Origin of the sequence: Roseateles toxinivorans, assembly GCF_004362525.1 — a bacterium.
Lineage (GTDB): Bacteria > Pseudomonadota > Gammaproteobacteria > Burkholderiales > Burkholderiaceae_C > Paucibacter > Paucibacter toxinivorans.
The window spans coordinates 79,394-98,133 of record NZ_SNXS01000001.1 but is presented as its reverse complement, the minus strand read 5'-3'; the positions used below and the strand labels follow the sequence as shown (position 1 = coordinate 98,133).

Sequence of the window (18,740 nt, the reverse complement as noted above, 5' to 3'; positions counted from 1 at the left end):
AGGGGCGAATTCCCGCTTGGCGGGACAGCGCGTAGCGCGAAGGGTGCACCAATGAGCGCCACCACACTGGCCCTGGTGCTGGCCGGCGCGTTGTGCCATGCACTATGGAACATCGCCGCCAAACGGGTGGCCTCGGGCGCGGCCAGCGCGGTCGCCTTTGTCTGGCTGTTCGGCTGCGTCAGCCTGGTTTTCGCCACGCCGCTGGCACTGTGGACCTGGCACAGGCAGCCGCAGCACTTCGATGGCTGGATGTGGGCTGCGGCACTGGGCAGCGGCCTGGTCCATGTGGGCTACTCGCTGGTGCTGCAGCGCGGCTACCGGGTGGCCGACTTCGCCGTCGTCTATCCGGTGGCGCGGGGCAGCGGCCCGTTGCTGGCCGTGCTGGGCGCGGTGCTGTGCCTGGGCGAGGTGCCCAGTGCGCTGGGTTGCCTGGGCGTGGCCCTGGTGCTGGGCGGGGTGATGCTGACGGCCAGCGGCCAACAGGCAGCCAGCGTCGATGCGAGCCGCCGCCGCCTCGGCGTGGCCTGGGGGCTGCTGACCGGCCTTTGCATCGCCAGCTACACCGTCATCGACGGCTGGGCGATCAAGAGCCTGGGCATGGCGCCACTGCTGTTCTACACCGTGGGCCTGGCCATGCGCACCCTCGCGCTGGCACCCTGGGCGCTGCGCCGGCCGGCCGCCCTGCTGAGTCAGGCGCGCAGCCACAAGGGCGCGATCCTGGTCGTGGGCCTGCTCTCGCCGCTGGCCTATTCGCTGGTGCTGTTCGCGCTGCAGCGAGCGCCGCTGAGCTATGTCGCGCCGGCGCGCGAGGTCTCGATGCTGCTCGGCACGGTACTCGGCGCGCGCCTGCTCAAGGAGGCGCTGACCAGCCGCCAGTTGCTGGCTGCGGCACTGATGCTGATCGGTGTGGCCGGGCTGGCCCTGGCCTGAGTCGAGCCCGCCCACCAACAAGCTAGGGATACGCAGCCCTTGAATTGGCCTTTCCAATGGCGCAGACTTTTCCCGGACCACGACCGTGCAGGGAGACCCATCGTGTCCCATACCCCCCGCGACGATGCCGCACGCAAGCGCGTTTGGCGCATCACAGCCAATGCCCCGCAGGGCGAGTATCTCGATCGCGACGAGGCCGCGCGCCGCGACCGCCAGGCTCTGCAAGCCGACGCCGGCTGGCAGCAGTCTTCGTTCGATCTGAGCATGGGCGCCGAGGTCCATGACGCCTCGAACACGCTCAGCGACAAGATGTTCGACGAACTGTTCAAGCGCTGAAGGCGCCTCCTCACACTCAGGTGTGCGCTGCTGTGATGGTTCGCATGAATTGAGCCTGTCTCAACCGACGGGGATTGAAGATCTCCATCGCTTGCGCGTAAGCTCGGCCATCGGAACAGGCCAAGGAGCTAGCAATGGCGTTGCGGTTAACCCTCCTGTGCGCTGTCGCAGGCATCTGCTCGTCGCCGAGCGTCTGGGCCGGGCGCCCGCTGAGCAGCGACGACGCCGCCACCGCCGATCCAGGCACCTGCCAGGTCGAGAGTTGGCTGGAGCGACAAGGCGGTGACCGGACACTCGTCATCGCCCCGGCCTGCGGCATTGCCCCGGGCATGGAACTGGCCGCCGACTACAGCACCCTCCACCCGCGCGACGTGCTGCATGCCGGCGCGGGCCTGGCTTTCAAGTGGGTACCCGAAACCTGGGCCTGGGACACCCCGGCCGGCGCGGTGCAGCTGGGACTGAAGCTCAGCGCCAGCTGGCTTCGACCTTCGGGCACCGGCTGGCAGCACAGCGAGCTTGGTGCGCTGGGCCTGCTGACGCTGCAGCCGCACGAGGACTGGGCACTGCATGCCAATCTCGGCCGCGTGCGCGAGCGCAGCAGCGGCAGCGGCGCCACCCTGCTCAATCTGGCCCTCAGCTGGACGCCGACGGAGCAGGCGCAGCTGTTTGCCGAGACCCTGGCCAACAACCGGCGCCAGGTCTTTGGCGGCACCGTCAACACCGTGGGCGGGCGCTGGTGGCTACTCAAAGATGTGCTGGGCCTGGACCTGACCGCCAGTCGCGAGGCGGGTAGCGGCGCCCGTACCGTCTGGAGCCTCGGTTTTGGCTGGTACGGCCTGCGCCTGCCCTGAAGGACCACGACATGAAGCTTCGTACGCAAATCATTGCCCTCGGACTGGCCGGCGCAGCGCTCGCGCTGGTGGTGGGCGGCATCGGCCTGCTGGCCTCGGCCAATCTGGGCACCGCCATCGATGACGCCATCCAGTCGGGTCAGGCCCTGCAGGCCAGCCAGGAGGCGGACATGATGCATGACGCCATCCGGGGCGACGGCCAGCTGGCCCTGTTCGGTGCGCTGCAGAAAAGCCCCGAGCGCATTGCCGAGGCCGAGAAGGGCCTGGCCGATCATGGCGCCACCTTCAACAAGGCGCTGGAGCGGCTGGAGGGCCTGCCGCTAAGCGACGCCAGCCGCAGCGCGCTGAACAAGGTCAGGCCGCTGGTCAAGTCCTATATCGCCGCCGCCGAGCAGACCATCAAGGCCTCGAGGACCGGCCAGGAAGAAGCCGAGAAGGCGGTGCCCGGCCTGCAGGCCGCCTTCACCGAGCTCGAGCGCGAGATGGCGGCCCTGTCCGACTCGATCGAGCAAAGCGGTGACGCGCTGAACGGGCAGGCCAAGGGCGGCGTCGGCCAGACGCGCTGGGCCATCATCCTGGCCCTGGTCGCGGCCACTGCGCTGATGCTGGGCCTGTCGCTGTGGCTGGCGCGCCGCATGACCCTGCCGATGGCCCATGCCGTGGCGGTGGCCGACAGCATGGCCAAGGGCGATCTGACCGCGGTCATCCACCCCAGCGGCAACGACGAGAACCTGCAGCTGCTGCAGGCCATGGCGCGCATGCAGTCCAGCTTTGCCGGCATCGTGCGCGAGGTCAAGGGCAATGCAGACCGCGTGGCCAGCGCCAGCGCACAGATCGCCGATGGCAACCAGGACCTGTCCAGCCGCACCGAGCAGCAGGCGAGCTCGCTGCAGCAGACGGCCGCGACCATGGACGAGCTCGGCGCCACGGTGCGCAACAACGCCGACAACGCCCAGCAGGCCAATCAGCTGGCGCTGGGCGCGGCCAGCATCGCCGTCAAGGGCGGCACGGTCGTGGGCCAGGTGGTCGAGACAATGAAGGGCATCAATGACAGCTCGCGCAAGATCGCCGACATCATCGGTGTCATCGACGGCATCGCCTTCCAGACCAATATCCTGGCCTTGAATGCGGCCGTCGAGGCCGCCCGGGCCGGCGAGCAGGGCCGCGGCTTTGCCGTGGTGGCCGGCGAGGTGCGCAGCCTGGCGCAGCGCTCGGCCGCTGCGGCCCGCGAGATCAAGGCCCTGATCGGCGCCAGCGTCGAGCGCGTCGAGCAGGGCTCGACCCTGGTGGACCAGGCCGGCCAGACGATGAGCGAGATCGTCAGCGCGATCCAGCGCGTCAATGACATCGTGGCCGAGATCAGCTCGGCCAGTGCCGAGCAAAGCAGCGGCGTCAATCAGGTCGGCAAGGCAGTGACCTCGATGGAGCAGGCGACGCAGCAGAACGCCGCGCTGGTGGAGCAGAGCGCCGCAGCCGCCGAGGGCTTGCGCCAGCAGGCTGACGAACTGGTGCGAGCGGTGGCGGCATTCAGGCTGAGCGCGCCGGGCTGACCCGGCCAACTTTGCCGCAAGTTCGGCGCCTCGTCCCCGGCATCGCGACCCGGTGGCGAGTACGGGCATCGGGCACACCGATTGCTCCGCTCTGCCGCGCACCTCTGCGCTCAGGAGTCTCGCCATGGCCTTTTCCTTGCGCCCCCTTCACCATCTTCACTCCCTTCTGGGTTCCGTGCTGCTCGCCGCAGCCGGGGCCGTGCATGCCCTCGGCGGCCAGATGGTGGTCAGCGCCGGCTTGACGCAGCCGCTGCACATCAGTGCGCCGGCTGGCGATGACCGGCTGTTCGTGCTGGAGAAAGGCGGCCTGGTGCGCATCGTGTCCGGCGGCGTGCTGCAGGCCACGCCGTTCCTGGATCTGTCGGCCGTTGTGGCCACCGGCGGCGAGCGGGGCCTGCTGGGCCTGGCCTTCGATCCCGGCTATGCCAGCAATGGCCGCTTCTATGTGAACTACATCGACAAGACCTCGCTCAACACCGTGGTGGCCCGCTACCAGGTGGCCGCACCCGGGGCCAACGTGGCCAATGCGGGCTCGGCCCAGACCATCCTGTCGTTCGCGCAGCCGGCCTTCAGCAATCACAAGGGCGGCTGGATCGCCTTCAGGCCGGGCGACGACCAGAATCTGTACATCGCCACCGGCGATGGCGGCGACAGCAACGACCCGCTCAACAATGCCCAGAACGGCAGCAGCCTGCTGGGCAAGATGCTGCGCATCGACGTCAGCGGCAACACGGCCGGCTACACGGTTGCCGCCAGCAACCCCTTCGTCGGCAGCGCAAGCACCCGCGAGGAGATCTGGGCCCTGGGCCTGCGCAACCCCTTCCGCAACAGCTTCGACCGCAGCAACGGCGACTTCTGGATCGCCGACGTGGGCCAGGGCCAGCGCGAGGAGATCAACTTCGAGGCCGGTGGCAGCGCCGGTGGCCTCAACTATGGCTGGCGCCTGCGTGAGGGCACGATTGCCACGCCCGGTGTCGGCGGCAACGCACCCGGCCTGACCGACCCGGTGTTCGACTATGCGCACCTCAACGTGGCAGGCGGCCTGGGCGACTCCATCATCGGCGGCTACGTCTATCGCGGCCCCAGCATCGCCGGTGCCGACGGCCGCTACTTCTTCGGCGACTTCGTCAGCGACCGCATCTTCTCGTTCGCCGTGGGCGCCGGCGGCACGCCGATGGACTTGCGCGACGACACCAACGCCTTCCTGGGCGGCACCGGTCTGAGCGGACTCGACTCGTTCGGCGAGGATGGCAGCGGCCGGCTCTATGCCGTGGGCATCAACGGCGTGGTCGTGCGAATGGTGCCCGAGCCGCACACCTATGGGCTGATGCTGGCGGGCCTCGTGGCGCTGGGCTGGGTGGCGCGCTCGCGACGCGGTTGATGGCGGGTCAGGCTTGCTGATCCACCACGACGGCAAGCCCGCCCAGGTCGGCCGACCTGGCGACCTGCACGCCCAGGTGATGCGCCGCAGCAATGCGTCGCACGATCGACCAGCCCAGCCCGCTGCCGCTCTCTTCGCTGCCCAGCACGCGGAAGAAGCGTTCGCCCAGGCGCCGGCGGTCGGCCTCGTCCAGGCCCGGGCCGCTGTCTTCAACCTTCAGTTGCACCCGCCCCTGAGGCTGCGACACGCTGACCAGGACGCGCGCACCGGCAGGGCTGTAGCGCAGCGCGTTGTCGACCAGATTGCGCACCAGCACCGCCAGCAGCGTGGGCTCGCCCGGCAGCCTGCAGGCGCCGTCGGCCTCAAGCTCCAGCGTCTGGCGCTTGGCGGCGGCCCGGGGGGCCAGTTCGGCCAGCACCTGGCGGGTCAGCGCCGTCAGATCCAACTCCGAGGCGGCCGGTGCGCCTGCCGGCAGCGACTGGGCCTCCAATCTTGAGAGGGTCAGGAGTTGCTCGACCAGACGGCTGGCGCGGTCGCAGCCCTCCAGCGTGTGCTGCAGCGCCTGCTGGCGCAAGCCGGCATCGCGCTCGCCCATCGCCACCTGGGCCTGGGCGCGGATGGCGGCGATCGGTGTGCGCAGCTCGTGAGCGGCGTCGGCAGTGAAGCGGCGCTCGGACTCCAGCAGCCGGGCAATGCGCTCGAACAGGCCATTCAGGGCGTCCAGCATCGGCCGCATCTCCGACGGCGCGTCGTGCAGGGCCAGCGGGTGCAGGGCCTGGGCCTCGCGCTCGGCCAGGCTGGCGCCGAGGCGGCGCAGCGGCGCCATGCCGCGGTAGACGGCCCACCAGACCAGCAGCGCCAGCAGGGGCAGCGCCACCACCATCGGCCACAGCGTGCTGCGCAGCACAGCCCAGAGGATGGAGGCACGCGAGCTCAGCTGCTCGCCGACATAGACCTGGACATCGCGCTCGGCGCCCGTCGCTGCGAACACGCGCCAGGCGGTACCCGCTATCTCCGCCGTCCTGAAGCCGGTCTTGAAGGGTTCGCCCGGTCCGACCATGGGCGCACTCGGGGCCTGCGCCGAGCGCAGCGCCAGACGTCCCTCGTGAAAGACCTGGAAGGCAACCTTCGGGGCATAGCGGTGCAGGCTGGGCGCATCGACCGCGTGGTCATCGTCCTCGATCTCGCGGGCCTGCTGCACCACCAGCAGGGCGGCGGCCTGGGCCAGATGGCCGTCGAGCAGCTCATCGAGTTCGTGGCTGACGTCGAACCAGGTCATCACCGCCGTGGCCAGCCAGAGCAGCGACACCGCCGCCAGCACCAGCGCCAGCAGGCGACGCTGCAGGGAGCGAGGCCCGCGCATCACACCGCCGGCACCCGGCGCAGCAGCATGTAGCCGACGCCGCGCACGGTCTGAATCAGGGCGGCTCCGAGCTTGCGGCGCAGGTGGTGGACATGGACCTCGACCGCATTGCTGTCCACCTCCTGGCCCCAGCTGTACAGGTGCTGCTCCAGCTGCTCGCGCGACAGCACGCGGTCGGCATTCAGCATCAGCACCTGCAGCAGGTCGAACTCGCGCTGCGACAGTGTCACCGGCAAGCCGGCCCGCAGCACGGTGCGGGCGGCCGGGTCCAGCAACAGGTCCTGCGCCTGCAGGCACTCCTGCACCTGGCCGTGGGCGCGGCGCACCAGGGCGCGCAGGCGGGCGGCAAGCTCATGCAGATCGACCGGCTTGAGCACATAGTCATCGGCGCCGAGGTCGAGGCCGCGAATGCGCTCGGGCACGGCGTCACGCGCCGTCAGCACCAGCACCGGAAGAGTCACACCGGCGCGGCGCACCGCCGCCAGCACGTCCAGGCCATCCTTCAGCGGCAGCCCCAGATCGAGCACGGCGGCAGCATAGGGCTCGGCACGCAACTCGCGCTCGGCGGCCTCGCCGTCGCGCACCCAGTCGACCTGGAAGCCCAGCTGCCGCAGGCCGGCGCGCAGGCCATCGCCCAGCAGGGTGTCGTCTTCGGCAAGCAGGATGCGCATGGGTCGATTATTCCGTCATCGCAAAGTCAGTCGTCATGATCTTCATCATGTCCCGAACGTGCCGATGCGGCAGGCCTGTCCGCGAGGCCCCCGGCCGGGGCACCCTGCCATTGCAGCCACCAGAAGCCCAGCACCGCCACCAGCATCAGCGCCGCCACCGAGCGCCAGGCGCTGCGGATCGCGTCCTGCGGCAGGCCGGGCTTGCGGCCGCTGACCATCGCGCCGATCAGGTTCTCGCCATGCAGGACGCTGCTCAGGACCACCGCCGCGACATGCAGCCCGACCAGGGCCAGCATCGCGTTGGCCGCCAGCTCGTGCACCTCCTCCAGCCATTCGGGGCCGACCTCGGCGTATATCGCCCAGCCCGAGGCCGTGACCGCCAGCGCCAGGCCCAGCAGGCCGACGATGGCCAGCGCTCCGGCCGGGTTGTGGCCCAGATGGTGCTCGGGCCGGCCCCGTAATAGCGAGCCGAGATAGCGCGCCACTGCCTGCGGGCCGCGCACAAAGCCGGCGAAGCGCGCATAGCGCGTGCCCATCAGGCCCCAGACCAGGCGGAACAGCACCAGACCGGCCAGCGTGTAGCCCAGGCTGACGTGCACGAGGCGCCAGCGCTCGCTCTCGGCCGTCAGATAGGCGCCGGCAAAGCTCAGCACCATCAGCCAATGGAACACGCGCACCGGCGCGTCCCAGATCAACACCTTGCGGGCTTCAGCGGGGAATGCGGACGTAGCGTTCATTGAAATCTCCTTGATCGGCTCGGGTATGGCAGGCGGCGCAGTTGGCGGCGCTTTTCACCGCCGGCAGCTTCCAGGTGGCGGCGGCCACCTCGTCGTGCTTGCGCACAAACCAGGCGGAGCGGGTGATGCGGTCCTGCGGTGGCTCCTCGCGCACCCGCTTGTAGGTACCGGCGTTGGCGCCCAGCCAGGCGGACAGCTCCTTCAGCGTGGCCGGGTCCACCGAAGCATCACTGCCGAAGTGCTGCGGCAGCTGCGTCATCAATCGCTGCCAGGAGGCCGCGGGCAGCATGCCCGGCGGATAGGCCAGATGGCAGGCGGCGCACTCCTGCTGGTACTTTGGCAGCAGCGGCACACGGGCCGTGCGGCCCTCGCCGTCGGCCCATGCCGATGAGGCCAGGGCGAACACAGCCAGCGCGGCCAAGCCGACACGATGCTTGATTCGTTTCATGGAGCATTCCTTGTTCGGGATAGGCAGGGGGTCAGGGCTTGAGCGTGAGCAGCCAGCTCAACACATGGGCCTTCTCGGCGGCGCTGCACTCGCGGTCGAGCACGTCCTTGCAGTTGCGCCGGAACCATTTCTCGGTCTTGGCCGGGTCGGTGAAGCGCTCCGGGTTGAAGGCCGGGGCCAGCGGCGCGATGGCCTTGCCGGTGGCTGCGTGCTTGCCGGCCTGGGTCGGCACGACGCCGTGGCAGGAGGCGCAACTCCATTCGCGCCCCTGGCGCACGGTGAACAGCTGCTGGCCCGCAGCGGGCACGGCCGGCACGCCCGCCTGGGCGCTGTAGCCGGCCAGCAGCTCGGCCGGCGTGGCGGCGACCACGGCGGGTGCCAGCGCGGCAAACAGGACGCTGGCGATGAGTCGATTCAAGACGGTGGGTTTCATGGCATCTCCTTGAATGCCATCGTGCAAGTGCCGGCTTAGGGCTTTCTTAAGCGCGCCGCGGCCGCGCCACCGGGCTTGCGCCAGCGCAAACCGGCGCTGGCGCGACACCGCTTGGTCACCTGCTCTGCCTTAAGCTGCACGCCAGACTTCACTCGATCACCCTCTCATGACCCCTGATGAACTGCTGGATGACAGCGAAGACCCCCGGCACAGCCCGGCCGAGCGGGCGGCGGCGGGCGCGCGCAGCACCTGGGTCAGCGTGGGCGTGAACCTGGTGCTGACGGTGACGCAGATCGTCGTCGGCCTGCTGGCCAAGTCGCAGGGCCTGGTGGCCGACGGCCTGCATTCGCTGTCCGATCTGGTGGCCGACTTCGTGGTGCTGTTCGCCGGCCACCATGCGCGCAAGGATGCCGACGAGGACCACCCCTACGGCCACCAGCGCTTCGAGACCGCCGCCTCGCTGGTGCTGGGCCTGCTGCTGCTGGGTGTGGGTCTGGGCATGCTGTGGTCGGCCGCGACCAAGCTCGAGGCGCCCGAGACGGTGCAGCCGGTGCATATCGTGGCGCTTTGGGTGGCCGGCGGCGCGCTGCTGGCCAAGGAGCTGCTGTTCCGCTACATGCTGGCGGTGGCCAAGCGGGTCAAGTCCAGCATGCTGGTGGCCAATGCCTGGCACGCACGCTCCGATGCTGCCTCCTCCCTGGTCGTCGGCCTGGGCATCATCGGCAACCTGATGGGCTACCCGATCCTGGACCCTATCGCCGCGGCCATCGTCGGCTTCATGGTGGCCAAGATGGGCTGGGGCTTCGGCTGGGATGCGATGCACGATCTGATGGACCGTGCCGTCGATGAGCAGGAGGTCGAGGCGATACGCCGCACGCTGCGCGAAACCCCGGGCGTCAGCGATGTGCATGACGTGCGCACGCGCAAGATGGGCGACATGATCGTTGTCGATGCCCATCTGGAGGTCGATGCCACCTTGACCGTCGAGGCCGGCCACGACATCGCCGTGGCGGCGCGCCAGCGCGTCTTGCAGCGCCACCGGGTGCTGAATCTGATGACCCATGTCGATCCGTACCGGCGCCCCGATCTGGACCACAGGCCTGGCCAATCATGACCGAACAGGGCCTCAGTGCCATCGAGGCACAGCAGCGCCTGGCGCAGGACGGCCCCAACGAGCTGCCGCAGTCGCGCCCGCGCAGCGTGCTGCGCCTGTTGCACGAGGTGGTGACGGAGCCGATGTTCCTGCTGCTGGTGGCCTGCGGCGGCATCTATCTGCTGCTGGGCGACCGCGGCGAGGCGCTGATGCTGCTGGGCTTTGTGTTCGTCGTGATGGGCATCAGCTTTGTGCAGCAGCGCCGCACCGAGCGCTCGCTGCAGGCACTGCGCGAGCTGTCCAGCCCGCGCGCGCTGGTGCTACGCGATGGCCAGGCGCTGCGCATCGCCGGCCGCGAACTGGTCCGCGGCGACATCGTGCTGCTGGCCGAGGGCGACCGCGTGCCGGCCGACCTGTATCTGCTGCAGGCCAACAACCTCAGCGTGGACGAGTCGCTGCTCACCGGCGAGTCCGCGCCCATGCTCAAGCACGCCGGCCCGGCGGACCGTGCCGTGCTGCTCGAGCCCGGGGCTCAGGGCGAGTCCAGTGTCTTCTCGGGCACGCTGGTGACGCAGGGCACGGCCCAGGGCCTGGTGATGGCCACCGGCGAGCGCAGCGCACTGGGCCGCATCGGCAGGTCGCTTGCCGGGCTGGCCCCGCAGGCCACCCCGATACAGCAGGAGACCGATCGCATCGTCAAGCGCGTGGCCGTCATCGGTCTGACGGTGGCTGCCGGCCTGGCGCTGGCCTACTGGGCGCGCACCGGCGACTGGCTGCACGGCCTGCTGGCCGGGCTGACCCTGGCGATGGCCATCCTGCCCGAGGAACTGCCGGTGGTGCTGACGCTGTTCCTGGGCCTGGGCGCCTGGCGCCTGTCGCGTGAGGGCGTGCTGGCACGCAGCGTGCCGGCCGTCGAGCTGCTGGGCGCCACCAGCGTGCTGTGCGTGGACAAGACCGGCACGCTGACCGCCAATCGCATGGAGCTGCGCCGCCTGTCGTCGGCCGACGCCGAGTACGACACCAAGGCCACCGAGCCGCTTCAGGAGGCCCTGCACGGCCTGCTCGAATTCGCCGTGCTGGCCAGCCACCGCCAGGCCTTCGACGCCATGGAGATGGCCATCGCCAGCGCCGGCCGGCGCCTGCTGGCCGACACCGAGCACCTGCACGGCGACTGGACCCTGGTCGACGACTATCCGCTGTCGCGCGAGATGCTGGCGATGTCGCGTGTCTGGCAGTCGCCGGACCAGCGCGAACGGGTGATCGCCGCCAAGGGCGCCCCCGAGGCCATCGTCGACCTGTGCCATCTGGGCAGCGATCAGGCCGGCCGCATTGCCGCCCAGGTGGCGACATTGGCCGCCGATGGCCTGCGCGTGCTGGGTGTGGCCCAGGCCCGCTTTGCCGCCGAGGTGCTGCCCGGCAACCAGCACGAATTCGAGTTCAAGTTCCTCGGCCTGATCGCCCTGGAAGACCCGCTGCGCCCGGAGGTGCCGCAGGCGATCGCCGAATGCCAGGCGGCCGGCATCCGCGTGGTGATGATCACCGGCGACCATCCGGCGACAGCGCTGGCCATCGCGGCCCAGGCGGGTCTGGGCAACCGGGCCGCACCGCTGAGCGGCCCCGAGCTGGCGGCGCTGGACGATGCCGGGCTGCAATCCCGGCTGGCCGACACCACGGTGTTCTGCCGCGTCCAGCCCGAGCAGAAGCTGCGCCTGGTGCAGGCCTTTCGCGCCCGCGGCGACATCGTCGCGATGACCGGCGACGGCGTCAACGATGCCCCGGCCCTGAAGGCAGCGCACATCGGCGTGGCGATGGGCGCGCGCGGCACCGACGTGGCCCGCGAAGCCGCGGCCCTGGTGCTGCTGAAGGACGACTTCGGCTCCTTGCTGACGGCGGTGCGCTATGGCCGGCGCGTCTTCGCCAATCTGCGCAAGGCCATCGTGTTCGTGATCGCCGCCCATGTGCCCATCATCGGCCTGTCGATCCTGCCGGTGCTGCTGGGCTGGCCGCTGTTGCTGATGCCGGTGCACATCCTGTTCCTGCAGCTGATCATCGACCCGGCCTGCTCGGTTGTCTTTGAGGCCGAGGCGCTGGAGGACCAGGCCATGACGGCGCCGCCCCGCAGCCCGCTGGCGCGCCTGTTCGACCGGACCGTGCTGCTGCGCGGCCTGTGGCAGGGGCTGGGCCTGCTGGTGCTGCTGATGGCCGTGTATGCGGGCATGCGCCAGGCCGGGCAGTCTGATGCGGCGGCGCGCGCGCTCAGTTTCATGGTGCTGGTGCTGTCCAACCTGACACTGATACAGGCCAACCGCCGCTGGGGCCGGCCGCGCCAGGCGGGCCCGGCCAACCACCAGTTTGTGTGGATCGCGCTTGCAACGGTCCTGCTGCTGGCCGCGGTGCTGGGCGTGCCGGGCCTGAGCGCGTTGTTCGCGTTCGAGCGCCCGTCGCCGCTGCTGCTGCTGGCGGGCCTGGGCGCGGTCCTGCTGGGCCTGCTGTGGTTCGAAGCGGTCAAATGGATGCTGAGCCGTGGGACTGAAACGCCGGGCCAGGCCCGCATGAGCGGCGAGGCTTGACTCAGGTCAAGCTGCAGGGCAGCGTATCTCCCTACAGTGACTGCAAGCCCCGCTCTCAGAGATCCCATGCCCAGCACCGCGCCGACGCCCCCGCACGCCCTCGACCGCCCTCTGGCCGAGCGCATCGACCCCGCCCTCCACGCCGCCCTGGCCAGCGCCGGTTCGGCCCTGTCCATCGCCTCGCCGCTGCTCGCCCTTGCCGACTGGGCCCTGCATTTGAGCCTGTCGCCGGGCCAGCGCATGGATCTGCTGCGCCTGGCCTTCCAGCAGGGCAACGAGCTGGCCCGCTATGCCCGCGAGCGCCTGGCGGCCACGCCCGAGACCCGAGACGCCGTCGAGCCGCCGCTGCGCGACCGCCGCTTTGCCGCGCCCGAGTGGCAGCAATGGCCCTTCAATCTGATGCACCAGTCGTTCCTGCTGACCGAGCAATGGTGGGCGGCGGCGACGCACGGTGTCTGGGGCGTGGAGAAACATCACGAGGACCTAGTCGCCTTCGGTGCGCGCCAGATGCTGGACATGCTGTCGCCCGGCAACCATCTGGCCACCAACCCCCTGGTGCTCAAGCGCACGCTGGACGAGGGCGGCGCCAATCTGCTGCGCGGCGCGGCCTTTGCCCGCGACGACATCCGGCGCCAGGCGCAGCAGGCACCCGCCGCCGGCACCGAGGCCTTTGTGGTCGGGCGCGACGTGGGCATCACCCCCGGCACCGTGGTGCTGAAGAACCGCCTGATGGAGCTGATCCAGTACACGCCGACGACGGCCACCGTGCACCCCGAGCCCATCCTGATCGTGCCGGCCTGGATCATGAAGTACTACATCCTGGACCTGTCGCCGGAGAACTCGCTGATCAAGTACCTGGTCGACCAGGGCCACACGGTGTTCTGCATTTCCTGGCTGAACCCGGGCGCCGACGATCGCGATCTGGGCATGGACGACTACCTGGAACAGGGCGTGATGGCGGCGCTGGACGCCGTGGGCGCGATCGTGCCGAAACGCAGCGTGCATGCCACCGGCTACTGCCTGGGCGGCACGCTGCTGACGATTGCCGCCGCCGCGATGGCGCGCGACGGCGACAGGCGCCTGGCCTCGATCAGCCTGTTCGCCGCGCAGACCGATTTCTCCGAGCCCGGCGAGCTCGGCCTGTTCATCGACGAAAGCCAGGTCAGCCTGCTGGAAGCGAAGATGGCGCAGACCGGTTACCTGACGGCCGCGCAGATGGCCGGTGCCTTCCAGATGTTGCGCTCGCAGGACCTGCTGTGGTCGCGCCTGGTCAATGAGTACCTGCTGGGCGAACGCGCCAGCATGAATGATCTGATGGCCTGGAATGCCGACACCACGCGCATGCCCGCGCGCATGCATTCGCAGTATCTGCGCCGGCTGTTCCTGCACAACGACCTCGCCTCGGGCCGCTACCCGGTCAGGGGCAAGGCGGTGGCGCTGAGCGATCTGCACCTGCCGGTGTTCATGGTCGGCACCGTCACCGACCATGTGGCGCCCTGGCGCTCGGTGTTCAAGCTGCACCACCTGACCGAGGCCGAGATCACCTTCGTGCTGACCAGCGGCGGACACAACGCCGGCATCGTCAGCCCGCCCGGCCATGCGCACCGCAGCTACCAGATACGCACCCAGCCCGAGCATGCCGCCTACATCGCGCCGGACGCCTGGGCGGCCGCGACGCCCAAGGCGGAGGGCTCCTGGTGGCCGGCCTGGCAGGACTGGCTGCGGGCCCGCTCGGGTGCTCGGGTCAAACCACCCCGGACCGGCGCCAAGGCCTACCCGGCCCTGGGCGCGGCGCCCGGCAGCTATGTGCTGCAGCGTTGATGCGCCCTCCACCCTGCCAACTTCCCGATTGAACGACTAGCATGCCTGACCTGCCCAAGACCCTTGACGGCGACCTGAGCCGCGTGCGCAATCGCACCTTCGACGAGATCACCGTCGGCGAGACCGCCGCCATCGAACGCACGCTGACGGCCGAGGACATCCAGCTCTTCGCCGTGCTGTCGGGTGACGCCAACCCGCAGCACCTGGACCACGACTTCGCCGCGGCCTCGCGCTTTCACGGCGTGATCGCCCACGGCATGCTGGGCGGCGCCCTGATCTCGGCCGTGCTGGGCACGCGTCTGCCCGGGCCGGGCACCATCTACCTGGGCCAGACGCTGCGCTTCCTGGCGCCGGTGCGGGTCGGCGACAAGCTGACCATCAGCGTCACCGTCAGCGCCCGCGACGAGGCGAACAAGCGCCTGAAGCTGGCCTGCGCCTGCGTCAATCAGGACGGCCTCAGCGTCATCACCGGCGAGGCCGAGGTGATTGCCCCCACCGTGCACATCGAACGCGCCCGCACCACCCTGCCCGAGGTCCGGCTGACGCCAGGCAATGACGGTCTGCAGCGCCTGCTGGACCATGTGCGGCCACTGGGCGCGATCCGCGTCGCGGTGGTCCATCCCTGCGATGCGGTCAGCCTCTCCGCTGCGCTGGACGCCCAGGCCGCCGGCCTGATCACCCCGGTGCTGGTGGCGCCGCGCGCACGGCTGGAGGCGGTGGCGCAGGAGGCCGGCCTGGACCTGCGGGGCCAGATCATCGAGGAGGTGGCGCACAGCCATGCCGCCGCGGCACGCGCCGTCGAGCTGGCCGTGCGCGGCGAGGTCGAGGCCCTGATGAAGGGCAGCCTGCACACCGACGAGCTGATGGCCGCCGTGGTCGCCGCTGGCACCGGCCTGCGCACCAAGCGCCGCATCAGCCACTGCTTCCTGATGCAGACGCCGGCCTATCCCCGCCCCTTCATCATCACCGACGCGGCGATCAACATCAGGCCCACGCTGGACGACAAGGCCGACATCATCCGCAATGCCATCACGCTGGCCCATGCGATCGGTGTCGAGCTGCCGCGCGTGGCCATACTGGCCGCGGTGGAGACCGTCAACCCGCACATGCCGGCCACGCTGGACGCCGCCGCGCTGTGCAAGATGGCCGATCGCGGCCAGATCAGCGGCGCGCTGCTGGACGGGCCGCTGGCCTTCGACAACGCGGTGTCGATCGCCGCGGCGCGCATCAAGGGCATCGTGTCCGAGGTGGCGGGCCGCGCCGACGTGCTGGTCGTGCCCGATCTCGAGAGCGGCAATATGCTGGCCAAGCAGCTGGAGTATCTGGGCGGAGCCTCCAGCGCCGGCATCGTGATGGGTGCGCGCGTGCCCATCGTGCTGACCAGCCGGGCCGACTCGCGCGAGTCGCGCATCGCCTCCTGCGCGATCGCCCTTCTGCTGGCCCAGCGCTACCGGAGCACCCCGCCATGACATCGACCATGAGCCCCGTGGTTGTGGTGCTCAACTGCGGCTCGTCCAGCATCAAGTTCGCGCTGTTCGAAGCTGGGACAACGCCGCTGCCACGCACGCCGCTATGGGGCGGCAAGGTCGAGGGACTGAGCAGCGGCGAGGCGTATCACCAGGCGCTGGATGACATCCGGGCGCGAATCCTCGCCCGGCTCGAAGGCCGACCGATCGCCGCGATCGCCCACCGCGTCGTCCACGGCGGAGCCAGGTACGCCGAGCCGGTGCGGGTGGATGCCGCCGTGCTGGTCGACCTGAAGTCCTTCATCCCGCTGGCGCCCTTGCACCAGCCCTTCGCCCTGGAGGCGATAGCGGTACTGCTCGAGGCCCGTCCCGACCTGCCCCAGATCGCCTGCTTCGACACCGCCTTTCATCACACCCTGCCCCTGGTCGAGCAGATCCTGCCGCTGCCCTACTCGGCCTGGGAGCGCGGCCTGCGGCGCTACGGCTTTCACGGCCTGTCCTACGAGTACCTGGCGGTGGTGCTGCCCGAGCGCCACGGCGCGTTGGCGCGGGGCCGCACGCTGGTGGCGCATCTGGGCAGCGGCGCCAGCCTGTGCGCGATGCAGGACCTGCAAAGCGTAGCCACGACGATGGGCTTCTCGGCGCTGGACGGCCTGATGATGGGCACGCGCTGCGGCGCGCTGGACCCGGGCGCCGTGCTCTACCTGATGGAGGTGGAAAAGCTCAGCGTCGAGCAGCTCGGTCATCTGCTGTATCACGAGTCGGGGCTGCTGGGCCTGTCGGGTGTATCGGCCGACCCGCGCGCGCTGCTCGCCCAGGAGACTGGCAACCCGCGCGTGCAGGCGGCGCTGGACCTCTATGTGCGGCGCATCGTGCGCGAAATCGGCGCGATGGTGGCGGTACTGGGCGGGCTGGACCTGCTGGTCTTCACCGCCGGCGTCGGCGAGCACAACGCCGAGATCCGGGCCCGCATCTGCCGTGGCCTGGGCTTTCTGGGCCTGGTGCTGGACGAGGCCGCCAACGCGGGCCATGCGGCGACGATCTCGAACACCGAAAGCCGCGTGCGCGTGGCCGTGGAGCCCACCAATGAGGAATGGATCGCGGCGCGAGATGCGCTGGCCTGCTTGAACAAGCCCAGCTGAGGTCACAATCGGCGGGCACGAGCAGGAGCCACGCATGGTCAAGATGATGTCGAAGAAGCGCAGCACCGTCAGTGATCTGCGCGGCGGCCTGCGCCTGCTTGTCGATAGCGTCAGCGGCATGACCGGCATCGTCGAGGCCATGCACTCGCGCATCACCCGGGTGGCGCGCCCGGTGGGCCCGGTGGCCGAGAGGCCCACACGAGGCATCACCGGCCTGGTCTATCGCAGCATCCAGGGCACGAACCGGCTGGTCGGCAAGGGCCTGGACGGCGCGCTGGCCCTGGCCGAGGCCGGCCTGCAGGCCTCGCTGCGCGAGGTGCCCGAGGACCAGCGCATGCCCCGCCGCGACGCGCTGGTGGCGGCCCTGAACGGTGTGATGGGCGATCACCTGGTGGCCAGTGGCAACCCGCTGGCGATACAGATGCAGCTGCGCCCTCAGCTGCCCCCCGCCGGCGGCCGGGTGCTGCTGCTGATTCACGGCCTGTGCATGAATGACCTGCAGTGGTCGCGCAAGGGCCATGACCATGGGCAGGCGCTGGCCGAATCACTGGGCTACGCGGCGGTCTATGCCCGCTACAACACCGGGCAGCACATCTCCATCAATGGCCGCGACCTGGCCGCGCAGCTGGAGCAGTTGCTGGGCTCCTGGCCCGAGCCGGTGAGCGAGCTGGCCATCATCGGTCACAGCATGGGTGGCCTGGTCGCGCGCAGCGCCCTGCACCAGGCGCTGGAGGCCGGCATGGCCTGGCCCCGGGTTCTGCACAAGCTGGTGCTGCTGGGCAGCCCGCACCACGGCGCGCCGCTCGAGCGCGGCGGCAACTGGCTGCACCGCGGCCTGGGCGTCAGCTCCTATGCGGCGCCGCTGACCCGGCTGTCGGGCCTGCGCAGCGCCGGCATCACCGATCTGCGTCACGGCAATCTGCTGGACGGCGACTGGGACGACGACACCCGCTTTGTCCAGGCCGACCAGCGCTCATCCCTGCCCCTGCCCGCCGGCATGGCCTGCTACGCGCTGGCCGGCAGCCTGAGCCCCAGGACCGACCGTGCGGGGGCCCACGACTGGCTGGGCGACGGCCTGGTGCCGGTGGCCAGCGCGCTGGGCCAGCACGCCGACGCAAGCCGTGACCTACGGATTCCGGCCTCGCATCAGTGGGTGGCCCGCGGCGTCAATCATCTGGACCTGCTCAGCGACAAGGGCGTGTACCGCCGCCTGCGCCAGTGGCTGGCCGAATGAGGCAGGCTTTTTGAGCGATTGACGCGCGCGGCATCGGGCAGCATGGGCAGATGCTCAAATCGGCCCGCTCACTGCTGCTCATCGCGCTGACCGGCCTAGCCGGCGCCCTGCCCGCGGCCTCCGCCCCCTGGTACCAATGGCGCAGCCAGGTCAATGGCGAGCTCTACTGCAACCAGCTCAAGCCTGGAGAGGGCTGGAAGCTGGCCGACGGACCGTTCCGGGATGCCGGCTGCCGGCAGAAGGGGCGGCCGGGAGAGCGGCGCTGAGCCGTACGGTCGACCTCAGCCCAGCAGCCCCAACGCCGCGCTGCGGGTGTAGGACGCCCCCATGATGTAGGCCAGCAGCAGCAGGGCCGCCACGTACTCGGGCAGGCGCAGGTGCCCCTCCTGACCCAGCGCACGGTGGGCGATGAAGCCGTAGCCGGCAAAGGCCAGCAGCTTGGCCAGCAGCCAGGTGTCGCGCAGCGGATTGTGGTAGCGCAGCACCCACAGGCTCAGGCCGGTGACGATCAGCAGCACCAGGGCGCCGAACACCAGCACCAGCATGTCGGGCACCCAGCTCGCACCGAGCCGCAGAGCCAGGCCGCGAATCAGGAACAGGGCGATGAAGCTCCAGGCCAGCAAGGCATGGATCTCGCTCATCTGCTGGTTGTAGGAGTACATGGCGCCGCCGCGGTGGTTGCTGGCACCGAGCTTCGCCACTGGTCGCCTCACT

18 protein-coding genes are annotated in these 18,740 nt (G+C 70.0%); 12 read left to right on the top strand and 6 right to left on the bottom strand.

The window, feature by feature from the left end:
* Positions 1–51 precede the first annotated feature (51 nt).
* From DES47_RS00415 to DES47_RS00395, 5 genes are all read left to right on the top strand, one after another.
* Positions 52–930: a DMT family transporter gene (locus DES47_RS00415; protein WP_133698702.1), complete on the top strand. Its 879-nt coding sequence runs from the start codon at positions 52–54 to the stop codon at positions 928–930.
* Positions 931–1,032: 102 nt separating this feature from the next.
* Complete coding sequence (locus DES47_RS00410) at positions 1,033–1,266, top strand: hypothetical protein (protein WP_133698701.1); 234 nt, start codon at positions 1,033–1,035, stop codon at positions 1,264–1,266.
* Between the two features lie 134 nt (positions 1,267–1,400).
* Positions 1,401–2,117, top strand: coding sequence for a hypothetical protein (locus DES47_RS00405; RefSeq protein ID WP_133698700.1), 717 nt, complete (start codon positions 1,401–1,403; stop codon positions 2,115–2,117).
* Between the two features lie 11 nt (positions 2,118–2,128).
* Complete coding sequence (locus tag DES47_RS00400; RefSeq protein WP_133698699.1) at positions 2,129–3,667, top strand: methyl-accepting chemotaxis protein; 1,539 nt, start codon at positions 2,129–2,131, stop codon at positions 3,665–3,667.
* Between the two features lie 124 nt (positions 3,668–3,791).
* The gene (locus DES47_RS00395) at positions 3,792–5,048 is read left to right on the top strand and encodes a PQQ-dependent sugar dehydrogenase (protein ID WP_133699658.1); all 1,257 of its coding nucleotides are present in this window, start codon (positions 3,792–3,794) and stop codon (positions 5,046–5,048) included.
* A 7-nt stretch (positions 5,049–5,055) separates the two neighbouring features.
* Here the strand turns inward: DES47_RS00395 and DES47_RS00390 are convergent, their stop codons facing one another.
* Genes DES47_RS00390 through DES47_RS00370 form a run of 5 tightly spaced genes read right to left on the bottom strand, consistent with a single transcriptional unit; the run spans position 5,056 to position 8,700 of the window.
* Complete coding sequence (locus DES47_RS00390; RefSeq protein WP_133698698.1) at positions 5,056–6,411, bottom strand: ATP-binding protein; 1,356 nt, start codon at positions 6,409–6,411, stop codon at positions 5,056–5,058.
* A complete protein-coding gene (locus tag DES47_RS00385) occupies positions 6,411–7,082 on the bottom strand; it encodes a winged helix-turn-helix domain-containing protein (RefSeq protein ID WP_133698697.1) in 672 nt (223 codons plus the stop codon). The genes DES47_RS00390 and DES47_RS00385 overlap by 1 nt, the downstream gene beginning before the upstream one ends.
* 26 nt (positions 7,083–7,108) lie before the next feature.
* A complete protein-coding gene (locus DES47_RS00380) occupies positions 7,109–7,819 on the bottom strand; it encodes a cytochrome b/b6 domain-containing protein (RefSeq protein WP_133698696.1) in 711 nt (236 codons plus the stop codon).
* On the bottom strand, positions 7,791–8,267 hold the full coding sequence (locus DES47_RS00375; RefSeq protein WP_133698695.1) for a diheme cytochrome c: 477 nt from the start codon (positions 8,265–8,267) through the stop codon (positions 7,791–7,793). The genes DES47_RS00380 and DES47_RS00375 overlap by 29 nt, the downstream gene beginning before the upstream one ends.
* A gap of 31 nt (positions 8,268–8,298) precedes the next feature.
* Positions 8,299–8,700 carry a DUF1924 domain-containing protein gene (locus tag DES47_RS00370; protein ID WP_133698694.1) on the bottom strand — a complete coding sequence of 134 codons (402 nt, stop codon included), beginning with the start codon at positions 8,698–8,700 and terminating at the stop codon, positions 8,299–8,301.
* Between the two features lie 166 nt (positions 8,701–8,866).
* Between DES47_RS00370 and DES47_RS00365 the strand changes: the two genes are divergently transcribed.
* The 7 genes from DES47_RS00365 (at position 8,867) to DES47_RS00335 (ending at position 18,292) form a co-directional block, all read left to right on the top strand.
* Entirely contained in the window at positions 8,867–9,814 is a 948-nt protein-coding gene (locus tag DES47_RS00365; protein ID WP_133698693.1) for a cation diffusion facilitator family transporter, read from the top strand.
* Positions 9,811–12,363 (top strand): cation-translocating P-type ATPase, encoded by a 2,553-nt coding sequence (locus tag DES47_RS00360; RefSeq protein ID WP_133698692.1) that lies wholly within the window; start codon positions 9,811–9,813, stop codon positions 12,361–12,363. The genes DES47_RS00365 and DES47_RS00360 overlap by 4 nt, the downstream gene beginning before the upstream one ends.
* Before the next feature lie 66 nt (positions 12,364–12,429).
* Positions 12,430–14,184: a PHA/PHB synthase family protein gene (locus DES47_RS00355; protein WP_133698691.1), complete on the top strand. Its 1,755-nt coding sequence runs from the start codon at positions 12,430–12,432 to the stop codon at positions 14,182–14,184.
* A 41-nt stretch (positions 14,185–14,225) separates the two neighbouring features.
* Positions 14,226–15,653 carry a bifunctional enoyl-CoA hydratase/phosphate acetyltransferase gene (locus DES47_RS00350; protein ID WP_133698690.1) on the top strand — a complete coding sequence of 476 codons (1,428 nt, stop codon included), beginning with the start codon at positions 14,226–14,228 and terminating at the stop codon, positions 15,651–15,653.
* Positions 15,654–15,661: 8 nt separating this feature from the next.
* Complete coding sequence (locus DES47_RS00345; protein ID WP_133698689.1) at positions 15,662–16,792, top strand: acetate/propionate family kinase; 1,131 nt, start codon at positions 15,662–15,664, stop codon at positions 16,790–16,792.
* A gap of 34 nt (positions 16,793–16,826) precedes the next feature.
* Positions 16,827–18,026 carry a lipase family alpha/beta hydrolase gene (locus DES47_RS00340; protein ID WP_243748099.1) on the top strand — a complete coding sequence of 400 codons (1,200 nt, stop codon included), beginning with the start codon at positions 16,827–16,829 and terminating at the stop codon, positions 18,024–18,026.
* A gap of 50 nt (positions 18,027–18,076) precedes the next feature.
* A complete protein-coding gene (locus DES47_RS00335; RefSeq protein WP_133698688.1) occupies positions 18,077–18,292 on the top strand; it encodes a hypothetical protein in 216 nt (71 codons plus the stop codon).
* A 15-nt stretch (positions 18,293–18,307) separates the two neighbouring features.
* On the opposite strand, the gene DES47_RS00330 is transcribed toward DES47_RS00335, so the two are convergent.
* On the bottom strand, positions 18,308–18,727 hold the full coding sequence (locus tag DES47_RS00330; RefSeq protein ID WP_133698687.1) for a SirB2 family protein: 420 nt from the start codon (positions 18,725–18,727) through the stop codon (positions 18,308–18,310).
* Positions 18,728–18,740: the final 13 nt, after the last annotated feature.

Bases quoted from the DNA above. Each gene is read 5' to 3' on its own strand.
- DES47_RS00370 (WP_133698694.1), bottom strand. From the start codon at position 8,700: ATGAAACCCACCGTCTTGAATCGACTCATCGCCAGCGTCCTGTTTGCC.
- DES47_RS00375 (WP_133698695.1), bottom strand. From the start codon at position 8,267: ATGAAACGAATCAAGCATCGTGTCGGCTTGGCCGCGCTGGCTGTGTTC.
- DES47_RS00360 (WP_133698692.1), top strand. From the start codon at position 9,811: ATGACCGAACAGGGCCTCAGTGCCATCGAGGCACAGCAGCGCCTGGCG.
- DES47_RS00390 (WP_133698698.1), bottom strand. From the start codon at position 6,411: ATGCGCGGGCCTCGCTCCCTGCAGCGTCGCCTGCTGGCGCTGGTGCTG.
- DES47_RS00340 (WP_243748099.1), top strand. From the start codon at position 16,827: ATGGTCAAGATGATGTCGAAGAAGCGCAGCACCGTCAGTGATCTGCGC.
- DES47_RS00400 (WP_133698699.1), top strand. From the start codon at position 2,129: ATGAAGCTTCGTACGCAAATCATTGCCCTCGGACTGGCCGGCGCAGCG.
- DES47_RS00380 (WP_133698696.1), bottom strand. From the start codon at position 7,819: ATGAACGCTACGTCCGCATTCCCCGCTGAAGCCCGCAAGGTGTTGATC.
- DES47_RS00365 (WP_133698693.1), top strand. From the start codon at position 8,867: ATGACCCCTGATGAACTGCTGGATGACAGCGAAGACCCCCGGCACAGC.
- DES47_RS00350 (WP_133698690.1), top strand. From the start codon at position 14,226: ATGCCTGACCTGCCCAAGACCCTTGACGGCGACCTGAGCCGCGTGCGC.
- DES47_RS00395 (WP_133699658.1), top strand. From the start codon at position 3,792: ATGGCCTTTTCCTTGCGCCCCCTTCACCATCTTCACTCCCTTCTGGGT.
- DES47_RS00415 (WP_133698702.1), top strand. From the start codon at position 52: ATGAGCGCCACCACACTGGCCCTGGTGCTGGCCGGCGCGTTGTGCCAT.
- DES47_RS00335 (WP_133698688.1), top strand. From the start codon at position 18,077: ATGCTCAAATCGGCCCGCTCACTGCTGCTCATCGCGCTGACCGGCCTA.
- DES47_RS00345 (WP_133698689.1), top strand. From the start codon at position 15,662: ATGAGCCCCGTGGTTGTGGTGCTCAACTGCGGCTCGTCCAGCATCAAG.
- DES47_RS00355 (WP_133698691.1), top strand. From the start codon at position 12,430: ATGCCCAGCACCGCGCCGACGCCCCCGCACGCCCTCGACCGCCCTCTG.
- DES47_RS00385 (WP_133698697.1), bottom strand. From the start codon at position 7,082: ATGCGCATCCTGCTTGCCGAAGACGACACCCTGCTGGGCGATGGCCTG.
- DES47_RS00405 (WP_133698700.1), top strand. From the start codon at position 1,401: ATGGCGTTGCGGTTAACCCTCCTGTGCGCTGTCGCAGGCATCTGCTCG.